The organism is Nitrospira moscoviensis (assembly GCF_001273775.1).
Taxonomy (GTDB): Bacteria; Nitrospirota; Nitrospiria; order Nitrospirales; family Nitrospiraceae; genus Nitrospira_D; species Nitrospira_D moscoviensis.
The window spans coordinates 1505647-1516909 of the sequence record NZ_CP011801.1; the positions used below are offsets into that span (position 1 = coordinate 1505647).

At 55.5% G+C, this 11263-nt stretch carries 6 protein-coding genes, 2 pseudogenes and 2 riboswitches; of the genes and pseudogenes, 5 read left to right on the plus strand and 3 right to left on the minus strand.

All coding sequences use genetic code 11. The annotated features are described in order from the left end of the window. Positions 1-3: 3 nt before the first annotated feature. From cobS to NITMOv2_RS07415, 4 genes are all read left to right on the plus strand, one after another. On the plus strand, positions 4-744 hold the full coding sequence (gene cobS / locus NITMOv2_RS07400; RefSeq protein WP_053379257.1) for an adenosylcobinamide-GDP ribazoletransferase: 741 nt from the start codon (positions 4-6) through the stop codon (positions 742-744). 103 nt (positions 745-847) lie between these two features. Next, complete coding sequence (locus NITMOv2_RS07405; protein ID WP_083447847.1) at positions 848-1648, plus strand: HoxN/HupN/NixA family nickel/cobalt transporter; 801 nt, start codon at positions 848-850, stop codon at positions 1646-1648. Between the two features lie 45 nt (positions 1649-1693). Further along, a riboswitch (cobalamin riboswitch) is annotated at positions 1694-1854 on the plus strand. 32 nt (positions 1855-1886) lie between these two features. Next, on the plus strand, positions 1887-4034 hold the full coding sequence (locus NITMOv2_RS07410; RefSeq protein ID WP_053379259.1) for a TonB-dependent receptor: 2148 nt from the start codon (positions 1887-1889) through the stop codon (positions 4032-4034). 21 nt (positions 4035-4055) lie between these two features. Further along, on the plus strand, positions 4056-5501 hold the full coding sequence (locus NITMOv2_RS07415; RefSeq protein WP_053379260.1) for a PepSY domain-containing protein: 1446 nt from the start codon (positions 4056-4058) through the stop codon (positions 5499-5501). A gap of 51 nt (positions 5502-5552) precedes the next feature. Continuing rightward, positions 5553-5725: riboswitch (cobalamin riboswitch) on the plus strand. A gap of 370 nt (positions 5726-6095) precedes the next feature. Here the strand turns inward: NITMOv2_RS07415 and NITMOv2_RS07420 are convergent. From NITMOv2_RS07420 to NITMOv2_RS24410, 3 genes and pseudogenes are all read right to left on the minus strand, one after another. Next, positions 6096-7181: a transporter gene (locus NITMOv2_RS07420; protein WP_145976215.1), complete on the minus strand. Its 1086-nt coding sequence runs from the start codon at positions 7179-7181 to the stop codon at positions 6096-6098. A 420-nt stretch (positions 7182-7601) separates the two neighbouring features. Then, the gene (locus NITMOv2_RS07425) at positions 7602-8144 is read right to left on the minus strand and encodes a peroxiredoxin family protein (RefSeq protein WP_053379262.1); all 543 of its coding nucleotides are present in this window, start codon (positions 8142-8144) and stop codon (positions 7602-7604) included. A 704-nt stretch (positions 8145-8848) separates the two neighbouring features. Then, positions 8849-9088 (minus strand): annotated as a pseudogene (locus tag NITMOv2_RS24410) (integrase core domain-containing protein); the annotation flags it as partial. A gap of 86 nt (positions 9089-9174) precedes the next feature. On the opposite strand from NITMOv2_RS24410, the pseudogene NITMOv2_RS07440 reads away from it, so the two are divergent. Next, positions 9175-10461: pseudogene (locus NITMOv2_RS07440) on the plus strand (IS110 family RNA-guided transposase). Positions 10462-11263 lie beyond the last annotated feature (802 nt).

Consider the following 11263-nt stretch of genomic DNA (forward strand, 5'->3'; position numbering starts at 1 on the left):
ATCATGCTTCAATCACTTGCCATCGCCTTCGGCTTCTTGACACGACTGCCGGTGAAGAACGCGTCGGTCAACGACGCAGACCTAGGTCGTTCACTTGCGTGGTTTCCCATCGTCGGAGTGGCGCTGGGGCTCGCGCTTGTCGGAGCGGAACGGTTCCTACGGGGTTATTTGTCCGTGGACCTGATGGCGGTGGCGCTCGTCGTGCTCCTTGCGGTACTCACGGGCGGCCTTCACCTGGACGGGCTGGCCGACGTCTTTGACGCTCTCGGCGGGGGACGTGGGGATCGCGAGCGAATGCTCACGATTATGAAAGACAGTCGTATCGGGGCCCACGGAGCTGCGGCTCTCTGCCTCCTGTTGATCGCGAAGGTGGTCATCGTCATGGAGGTGTTGCGGCATGAATCCTTTTGGCCATTGCTCGCCTTTCCGGTGCTGGCACGCTGGGCGGTGATTCCACTGGTGATCTTCTTTCCGTACACTCGGGTCGAAGGTCTCGGAAAACCCTTCAATGGTCATGGACGCCAACTTCATTTTGCCGTGGCGACGTGCCTGACGGCGGCCTTGGTAGCGTGGACGGGCCCGCAAGTCATCGTGCCGGGGGCTTCCGCGCTCGCCGTTGCGCTGGGGATTGGGTTCTGGCTGAAGCGTCGTCTCGGTGGCCTCACGGGCGACGTCTATGGCACCGCGATCGAGTTGTCAGAAATCATCTTCCTCGTTGTCGCAGGGCTAGGCGATCGCGGGTAGAGGTTAACCCGTGGCAGCCCAATGCCAAGAAGGTTCAGGCTGGAGCGTCCAGTCAGGTCACTCGAAACGATAGTGATTAACAATAGTATACGTAGGGGTGTGTATGAATCCCTCTGATGGTAGTCTCTGGCCCTTACTCGGTCTCGCGCTTGCATTGGGAATGAGTCATGGAGCCGATCCTGACCATCTCACCGCCATTGATGGAATGACGAGGGCGTCGGTGGATCGACATCCGAGAATGAGTCGGTGGGTAGGAACATGGTTCGCGTTTGGTCACGCGCTCTCAGTCCTGTTGATTGCGGCATTGATCGCGCTGGTAGCGGAGTATCTTCAATCGTTTAGCAATGCTGTTCTGCAAGTGAGTGGGGTGGTCTCGGCATTCCTCCTGTTCGCCATCGGTACCATCAATCTTGCGAGGCTGATCGCGCTGCCCGCTGGAATCGCGGCTCTGAGTAGTGGCTTCATGGGGCATCTGTTGCCCAGGCAGATGCTCAACATCGCGCACCCGATGAGTGCCGTGCCTATCGGTGCGCTGTTTGGGCTGGGGTTCGAAACAGCCAGTCAGATGTCGGCTTGGGCATTGGCCGGAACAATGGGCTATGGCCTTCTAGGAGCGTTACTCATCGGAGTGGCATTCAGCCTGGGGATGGTCATCACAGACTCGATTAACGGACTCGTCGTGCGCCGGCTATATCTGGCTGCCACCACGATGGCCGTCCAGGGTAATCGCATGATGACGCTCACTGTCGTGGGATTAGCCTACGTTATCGGGATCATCAAACTGCTCCAGCCCACCTCCTTTGCGCTGCCGGTCAGCGACATGGGTCTCACGATCATGGTGCTCGGAGCGGTGCTGTTGGCGTTTATGGCAGCCCTGGTGAAAACACCGTGCCGGGTTTCTTAACTGAAAGGAGGCACGCTATAGCCGCAACCTTTCCAATTCAATGAATTGATAGCCCATGTACCCCAAGGGAAGCGCGGTGAAAGACCGCCACTGGTCCGCAACTGTGATCGGGGACGAAATCTGCAATTAGCCACTGTCCGCTGGATGGGAAGGCGCAGAGAGTAGGACGAACCGAGAGTCAGGAGACCTGGGTACATGGAAACCCCGCGTAATCCTTTCGAGACTAAAGGAGGAATTGATGCCTCGGTTCATGACCGTGTGCTATTGTGTTGTGCTTTTGTCCCTTCCTGCCATGTCCGTGTACGCCGAGGTCCAGCCTCATCGCGATGAGGGCGAAGAGGGAGCGGTACCAACAGAGAGGATCGCAGGCACACCTGCCGACAACCCCATAGTGCTATCGGAGGTCACGGTCACGGCGACCCGTTATGAGGAAGCTTCCACTAACCTGCCGTACAATCTCTCGACGCTTTCTAAGGCACAGGTGCGTGATAAGAATGTGACGCGCATTAACCAGGCCTTAAAAGATACCGTCGGTATTGGGATTGCAGAGACCGGAAACGTGTCAGACATCGCGATTGTACACATGCGCGGCGTCAACGTTCCCAGTGGTCCTCTGTTGAATGACACAGTCGGATCGCTGGTGGATGGCCTCTCTATATCGAAACCTATCCCTGGATTCAGCACCTCATTTGAACCGGGCAAATATCCGATGTTCAACGTCGAACGGGTTGAAGTTCTGAAAGGCCCAGCCGCAGTCCTTTACGGCAAAGATGCTTTTGCTGGCGTCATTAACCTTGTTACCAAGCAACCGCAACCAGGTCCTGGTACGTTGGAGACGACGTTCTTCGCCAATCAATGGCCGAGCTACGGAGGAAGTGTCGATGTGAATAGTGGGGATGAACTTCTGGGGAAGCCTGTCAATTTGAATATTGGCTTTGGGAGACATGACCTGAATACATTCCGGGCTCACTCCCAAGGTATGAATGAGCAGGTATACGGCAATCTTCTCTTCAACCTTTCTTCACGCACGCGCCTCACCATTGGAGGGTCCTATTCGCATTATCGGCAGGAGAGGCCGTCGACACTGACCCAACAACAATTGGACCAGGATCGAAACCAAGCGGGGACTCCGAACCCTGGATTTTTAGAAACCTATCTGACCCTTGTTCGAATAAACCTGGAGCATGAGTTTTCGAATGGTGTCAAGATCACCAATGCGTTCCAATACAACAATTCGAATGACAGCCTTGATTTGAATGATCTCATTGTCCAAACGAATAGCCGGAGGCTCGGGCACGACCCCTCTAAGCGAATCATCAATGATACCAGGCTGACGTGGTCCAGCTTGATATTAGGAAGAGAGAATCAACTGCAAGCCGGGCTGTGGGTGGATCATTCCAGCGCAAATTTCCTGTTCAAAATACGGAGCCTGGCGACCAGTGTAGAAACTATTCGGGAACTTGGCGATGGGCGACAAACGATCTTCTCGCCGTACGTTTTGAATCGCTTAAATTTGACCGACAAGATCGTGTTGTGGACTGGTCTTCGTTGGGACCATATCCATATGGAGCGAAATCAATCGGTTAACTTTGGGAATCCGGGTTACAGCCTGGCGACCACCTTTGACGCCTATAGCCCTCACGTAGGACTCGTCTATCATCTCGCAGACGATGCAAGTGCCTACGTCAACTGGTCTCGCGCGTTCCGGCCGATCAGCTTGAGAGCAATCACACCGACGGAATTGGGCATCGGTGCCCTGCAGGAACATTTAACGAATTACGAGGTGGGAGTCCGGGCAACAGGCTTGAATGATCGACTGAAGGTGAGAGCCGCAGCCTTTTGGATGATCTATGACAATCAGGTGAATTCTGTCTTTAGAGGCTTTGATGCCAGCGCTCTTAACAGAGACGGCCGATCGACACACCGCGGAGTGGAACTGGAAGCCTCCTATGAGATGTTTCCTCGACTCATCACAGCGGTAGGTGTTACGTATCTGGATGCGTTCGTCAATCACTTGAGTGCTGTGCGAAGAAATACACCATTTGTTCTTGATGGGTTCCGCATTCATAACGTTCCACGATGGAGCCTGTATCCGTCAATCAGCTATAAGGCAGAAGTGGGGCTGATCGGGACCTTGAGCGGTCGTTACATTGGTGACCGAGTTGGAGACCAGTGGAATACTGTACGGCTACCTTCGGTTTTTCTGATGGATCTCTCGCTGACGTATCAGCCCGCAGGTAAAGGCTATGGAGTGACGGCCGGCATTCTGAACGTGGCAGACGTCACATACAATTCGCTCGCCGTCCGCTTTGATCCTTTTAATGCTCCTACCTTCGATCCGGGGGCTCCCAGGACCTTCGCGGTGAGTGTTTGGGCTCGGTTTTAACCTGGTGAGTTCGAAGACACGATGAGCAAGCTTTACATTCTCCATAGGTGGCTGGGCCTAACGGCTGGATTGATGCTTGTGGTCTGGTACGGGAGCGGTCTGTATGTGCACTGGCGTGCGTTGCCGAGTGTGCTGAGCTTTGAGGAACAACGCCGAACCTTCGGAGAGCCTTTCACCCTGTCGGAGGCGGAGAAAGAGTTTCCAGAGATCCTGAAAAACTATGGAAAGGGACCTATTAAGGAAGTACGGCTACGTCGCGCGGGCTCCCGGCTTATCTATGAAGTTCACATGGTTAATAGCCCGGGGAAAGTTTTCGATGCAACAACGGGAGCACTCCTTTCTCCCATAGGGGAGGCTTTTGCCAAAGAAATCGCGCAAGGGTTTATGCCGGCAACTGCGGTAGAGGCTGCTACCTTGCTGGAGGTGCCGGATGCCTATTCGATACGACTCCCCATGCCTGTTTACCGAATCACATTTTCAGATGACCAGAGCACGACCGTCTATGTTGATCCAGCTACCGCCTCTATCCTGTCTCGGACGCGAACCCGTGAACGCTTGTATTATGCGTTTGGAAGCATCCCGCATTTCTTGAATATGAACCTTCCCTTCCTCCAACACAACAAGACTGTGAAGGACGGGCTCCTTTTCATTCTGAATGCTTTGGCCGGTCTGGTTGTTTTCTCGGGAATCGCTATGGCTGCCTGGATGATTGCGCGACACGGGTTCCTGGGGGGGCTCGGGTTGAAACATAGCCTTCTTTGCAAGGTGCATTATAGCCTTGGCCTGGGTTTCACTGTTACTAGCTTGTTGTTTATCGCTTCAGGATTTTTTTACGTGGTCAATGGAAGCCCGCCACCAGTACGAATAATCCCGAAACCAGAAGAGTTGAAGCCCATTGCCAAACCTATTGATTTGGCCGATCTTCGTCCGGCTAGACAAATAGGTTCGGGCGAAATGAGGAATTCTCCGGGTCTTTCAATGGTGGTGTTAAAACAAGTCCTCGACGTACCGCTCTACCATTTTCATCATGCGGGTGGAGGATTTTCTGTTATGAGAGGCGATACCGGTCAACCTTTTGCAGTCGATAGTCATTGGTTACATCAAGTGGTGAATGCGTTCTTGGGTTCCACGGACTCCGTCGGAGAAGTCCAATATTTGACCGACTACGATACCTACTACTATGCGCGGGACGGAAGGTCCCCTGTTTTGCCAGTGTATCGAATTCAAGGCAACGATTCCGGCCAGACCATTGTCTATCTCTCGCCTGCGACCGGGGAAGTTGTAGGGAGGGCCTCGCGGGACTTCAGGGTTTTCCGATGGATCGTTAGCGGCTTTCATGCGTGGGATTGGCCCTTTCTTCTTCAGCGGCCAGTCCTCCGCGATGGCATTGTTGTGCTTCTCGTTATCGGTGGTCTAGGTGTTTCGCTTACCGGTCTTTATCTTGGAATAGCCAACCTGAAAGGTTAGTTAGGAACTGGCTTTCACCATGATTGAAAGGAGGCACACGAGACATCACCTCAATTTGAGTTCATAGTCCATGTACCCCAAGGGGAGCCTGGTATATGCCGCCGCTGGTCCGTAACCGTGATCGGGGACGAAATCTGCCATCAGCCACTGTCCTCTGGGATGGGAAGGCGCAGAGAGCAGGACAAGCCGAGAGTCAGGAGACCTGGGTACTTGGAGCGTCCACGCAATATTTCACGAGAAGGACGTGAGCCTTATTTTTTCAGATGTACAGCTCAAGACTTCACCTGACAGACAGCACCCTCGAACTCCCCAAGCGGTTACTCGTCGTCGATAGATCTCCATGAGGAAGATCCTTCCATCGCGGAGCGGGCACTGCTCCGTGTGAACCACGCGGAGACCAAGCTGCGCAGCTTGTGGAGGTCGGTTCCCTGATGGCAGTGCAGGAGCTCTACCAAGATCATGGGTATGGCTCCCTGTTGCCTCGTCACGACGAGCGCAATCGCAAGGGGTTGAGCTGCCGCCGTTGTTGATGCATTAGCTCGGATTCCGCCATCGATTGATCCGAGCCGCGGCACAGTCAGCGCTTGAAGCGCGTCATGATTTCGTCAGTGAAAGCCATTTAGTGATGCCGAATATGAAGCTCACACCTTGAGCCAGGTTGTTGTTGAAATCGCGCGCAATTGGAATCTGAGAATAAAAATAGAATTGTGTCGTCTCACCCAGATTGATCAGGAATCCTGGCGTGTAAGCCAAATAGGTTGAGCCGGTGTTCGGCACGCGTCGATTCGTAATGTTTGGATCGAGGACGATCGGGTCGCCCGGAAATCCGGCTCCATCACCCAGACTCGCAGAGCGTTCCAAAGACGCGCTGATGTTGTCGTGGGTGAGGTAGCGGTAGTTGAGCTGGTTTGTCAGCACGAGCCAGGGCATCGGCATCAGGTTGAATCCGAAATTCAACAGGTATTCGTCGCCGAATTGATAGCCATCATTATTACGAAAAGTGTGCCGATAGCTGGCGAAGGCGAACTGATTCAAGCGGTGCGGGATCAACTCATAGGTTTGATAGACTGATCCGATCACCCCGACATTGCCTCGTCCGAGTTGTGTGGGCGCTTCCATAATCTTACCGGTGCTATCTCGCTCATTGGTGTCGCCGGTCGGGACATCGACGCCGAATCCCATCACCAGCATGCTTCGGAGCGTAGGTAAGGCATTGTACTTGGCGGTGATCCGAATATCGCCGATCCCGTTGTCGAAGAAATTGACCGGTTTGCCTTCACCGTTTGGCCCCTCTTCACCAAGCCCGTCGGTATGGTTGTGCTTCCGCTTTAGATAGGGGAGGGTTACCTGAATTCCGAAACGGTCCGTCACGCCATAGTTGAGATCCAACGTATACGTCTGTGTAATGGTCCGAGTCTCCTGGTGATGATCAAGAATCAGCCGGCGTCCCGCCTGATCAATGGCAGGGATGATGCCGGATGTTCCCTCCAGCAATCGCATCGGTGTGTAGTTGTAGATGCCGTTGATGGTGAGGAGGCCTTTCTGCGGTACTTGCTGCTGAGAGCCCACCACGACAAAACACTGGACTGCGCCGCATGAGGCCTCTGAACGAGAGACCATCGTAACGGAGAGCGTAAGAATGCTTATGATGAATGCGATAAAGATACATGCTCGACGCATGGTCAGTCCCTCCTTATTAATTCGTAAGGGCAAGAAGCCGACTCGCAGCAAGGGTTCTTTTGACCGTATGGGCTAGAATTCTTCCTGCGAGATTGTGGCTGACGTCAGAACGAGAAAAAGGGGGGGCCGCGGGAAGTGGGAGAAGATGCGGGAGCCTTTGCTTGAACATGGGGACTGGTCAGCACGAACCGGCTAAACGGAGAGTAGTCACTCTGGAAGACGAAGGCAACGCTTTCAATACTGTGTCCGGCTGCGCAGACCCACGCGCATAGGACGGTCGCGTGGGTAGCGGCATTGTGGTGCGCGTGATGCACCGCGTGCGGAACCATCTGGGGGTAGGCGAGTCCGCTGAGTAGCAGCAGACATGCAGCCATGGCCCAAACCAGAACTGTGCGTGACCGAGCGGGCATCGTGCTACTGCTATGAGGCGGTTCGTGAGGCTGATTGAGACTGCATACGGGCCACTGTTTCGTCGATCTTCCGCTCGGTCAACAGCCCGCCTTTGATGTACTCCTGCACACGTCCGTTTACATCGATGAAAACGCTGACCGGCAGTCCGAACACGCCATACTTGTTGGCTACGCGGTTATCGCGGTCCATCAAGACCGGAAACGTGTGGCCGTAACTGCGGATGTGCTCTTTGACCTTCTCTTCATCCTCCAGCTCGTTGATTGCCAGCACCACGAAGCCTTTGTCGCGGAGCTTGTCGTATCCGGCCTGCATCGCAGGCATTTCGGTTATGCAGGGCTTGCACCAGGTTGCCCAGAAATTGAGCAGGACGATTTTCCCGCGGTACTGAGTCAAGCTCTGCACACGCCCCTCCAAATCGGGCAGGCTGAAGTCGGCTGCCGGCGAGCCCACGACAGGGGGGCGGGACCCCATGCTCCATCCCGCATTCTGCTGAAGCCCCAGGAATAGAAAAACTAGGAAGATGATCGCTCGGCCCACTGATGATGCATACATTGGAACACCCTCCGAAGCTGAAAGGGCACGCCCTGATGACTGGGAACTCTGATCGTCAACGACGGCCGGTACGCCAGCGACACCATGCTAGTGCCCGGTAGTCCAGCCGATGCCGAAAGGAGTGCAATGCAGTTAGACGGAGAGAGAGGGAGGACCGCGGGTAAATGGGGTTGAAGGAGGAACACCGTCCGGTTCGTGAAGAGGCGGAGAATTCAGAAAGGCGATCAGGGCAAGCTTGACCTGCAGCGCAACTGAGGCCGTCTCGGTCACTTGCCCGGCTGCGCACATCCAGGTGCACAGCGGGGTACCGTGAGTAGTTGCCTGGTGGTGGGCATGGTGGAGCGCATGAGGCACCGTCTGGGCATAGATCGCTCCTGTCAACACCAGCATGCAGAACATCAGGCTCAGGGAAAGAACCTGCAGCGCAACAGGCCTTTGGAGAGGTATCTTCATTAGGCACGGATAGTAGGAGGAAGCCACGGCTCATGTCAAGAGAGATGCTCGCGTTAGGCTAACCGTCCGTCCCGTTTTCGAGACAACTCTTAACTAGGGCAGACGGCTTCTTTGACCCTCCCCCAAACTAGACCGCCGGAAGCTGGAAATTCGGTGCCTCTGAGACCTCCCGGGAAACTAGACCATGGAGACTTGGAAATCCGCGGCTTCCTGCAGCCCAGGTTGGACCGCTTGTCGGGCAAACTCGGATCTCCCAGAGAGCCATGCGGCCGATACTCATTGTAATCGATACGCCACGCGTCAATCTTCTGTCGGGCACCGTGCAGCGAGATGAACACATTCGCGTTCAAGCACCCGTCGCGAAAGCGAAACCGTCCGTTGAAACTCTCAATCACGGCGTTTTCCACGGGTTTGCCGGGTCGGATGAAATCCGGCTTTACGCCGTGGGCATAGGCCCAGGCATCCAACGCCTTAGAGGCGAATTCGCTGCCGTAGTATAAGCGGAAGAGGGGCCATAAGCTGTTCATCTCTCCCCTAGAATGCAGGTGGCCATTCACTCTAGCAGGAGGGAGCGCCTATGACCCCCAGTTCAGAGCCCGCTCTCGCCATCACCTTCGCCGCGATCGACGTCGCCAAGCAGGTTCATGACGTGTTGATTGAGCCACCAGCGGGAACCCGACAGCGATGGCGCATGGTGAACTGCCAGCATGATTATGTTGTGCTGCGACAACGGCTCCATGCTTTCCAGACGCCGGTCGTCATTGGGTTTGAGGCGACGGGCACCTATCACCGACCGCTGGCGTATTTTCTCCACCAGTGCGGGTTTGAGCTCCGCCTCATTTCCTCCCTGGCGGTCGCGTGCACGCGGGATACTGTGTACAACTCCTGGGATAAGAACGACCTCAAAGATACCCAGGTCCTGCTGCATTTACTCAAGACCGGCATCTCTCAGCGGTATCACGATCCGCTGGTGCACGCGGTCAACGATCTGCAGGAGTTGGCCCAGACGCATTTTCAAGTCTCCTTGCGCAAGGTCCAAGTCCAGCATAGCATCATGACTCATTACCTGCCGCTGTATTTTCCGGAGGCCGAACGCTACTACACGAACTCCCGTGCCGCGTGGTTCACCCGGCTCCTCCATCGCTTTCCCTGTCCGGCTGCCATTACCCGCTATTCACCCGAGACGTTTGCACAAGAGGCTTGGACGATCGTCGGTCGGAAGGTCAGTAAGCGTGGCTTTCTCCACGATCCCTATCTTACGGCCGGTCAGAGTGTTGGCCTCCCGGTCGGCGAGGAGTCCGAGGCGATCCAGATGTTTCGGGTGATTCTGGTGGAACATCAACAACTCTGTGCGCGCCGAGCGGCGATCGAACAGCAGGCGGACCAGGTGCTGAGCGGGCAGCCCGACTATCAACGGCTCCGCACGTTGCCGGGTGTCGGCCCCATTCTCGCGCTCACGATCTTGGCGGAAGCCGGCGATCTGCATCGCTTCCCGCACCACCGCCAATTCCTCAAGTTCTGTGGGTTTGATCTCAGCACGCAGCAGTCGGGGCAGTTCCGGGGGATGAGCCGACTCTCGAAGCATGGCAATGCACGACTGCGTTATGCCTTCTGGATGGCGGCCCAAGGTGCGGTCCGCATGCGGGAGAATACGTTTCGAGAAAAATAGGCGCGCTACATTAAGCACGATCCGCAGAACCCCGATCGCAAGCGCAAGGCCCTCTGTGCCGTCGCCGTCAAAGTGGCGCGCGTGGCCCACGGCTTAATCAAGACCGGAACCGACTATCGGCCGTATTTTGAGGCGACCCTACCCAGTGGAGCACTCCCTTCGCTTGGGCCATCGAGGCAGTCGCTGACCTCGTAGATAATGCTCGGAGCTTCCACTGGGGCTGCATGTTGTGTGGAGTACGGTGAAGGCCAGGGCTCCGGACCTTGTATCACTATGGTCAACAGCGCCTCGTCAGAGATGGAAGCGCCATTGGGAGGAACGCGTACCGTCAGTTTGCAGCCGCTCAGGCGGCGCAGGAGAGGTGTGGCTACTCGGCTCTCTTGACTTCCGGATATAGTACGCTATCCACCGTAATCATCTGCGGATAGCCCCGACACTTCGCCACCCGCTCTAGGGCACTCACCATTTTTGCCCCAGTCAGGCTGAAATCGAGCACAGCCACCGTCGGCGTTCAGACCCGCTTGGGTGATGCTCATGTCCAGCTGTGAGCACCCACCGTCAAGGGGTCCTGCTGGGAACCGCGCCGGATAGCCGGATCCATGAGGCCCACCTGTAGTACGGTCGCCCGTGTCAGCGTCGTCCTCCTTGAGGGCGTCCCTAGGCCAGACAGATGATGTGATGTCTATCCAGCAGTGAGTTTTATTGATGTTAGGACACAAGGAGTGTGCTAGGCTGAAATCCGCAATGCAATCGAAGCCTCGAAACTCTTCGTGGTCTCGCATGGCGCTCCTCGCATGGGTGACCGTATGGATGCTTTTCGTACCACTCGTCCATGTTCACCCGGAAGTAGAGCACAACCACGGAGATCCTGGCCATGTGCACCACGCCGTCACGCACACCGTCTTCTCGGCCCCGCTGGAGTGCGAATATCCCGCTCAACATGATAACACCTGCCCGAGCGGTACACATCAGCATGTCCAATCTATTGGCCATCATG

Bases quoted from the DNA above. Each gene is read 5' to 3' on its own strand.
- cobS (WP_053379257.1), top strand. From the start codon at position 4: ATGCTTCAATCACTTGCCATCGCCTTCGGCTTCTTGACACGACTGCCG.
- NITMOv2_RS07405 (WP_083447847.1), top strand. From the start codon at position 848: ATGAATCCCTCTGATGGTAGTCTCTGGCCCTTACTCGGTCTCGCGCTT.
- NITMOv2_RS07410 (WP_053379259.1), top strand. From the start codon at position 1,887: ATGCCTCGGTTCATGACCGTGTGCTATTGTGTTGTGCTTTTGTCCCTT.
- NITMOv2_RS07415 (WP_053379260.1), top strand. From the start codon at position 4,056: ATGAGCAAGCTTTACATTCTCCATAGGTGGCTGGGCCTAACGGCTGGA.
- NITMOv2_RS07420 (WP_145976215.1), bottom strand. From the start codon at position 7,181: ATGCGTCGAGCATGTATCTTTATCGCATTCATCATAAGCATTCTTACG.
- NITMOv2_RS07425 (WP_053379262.1), bottom strand. From the start codon at position 8,144: ATGTATGCATCATCAGTGGGCCGAGCGATCATCTTCCTAGTTTTTCTA.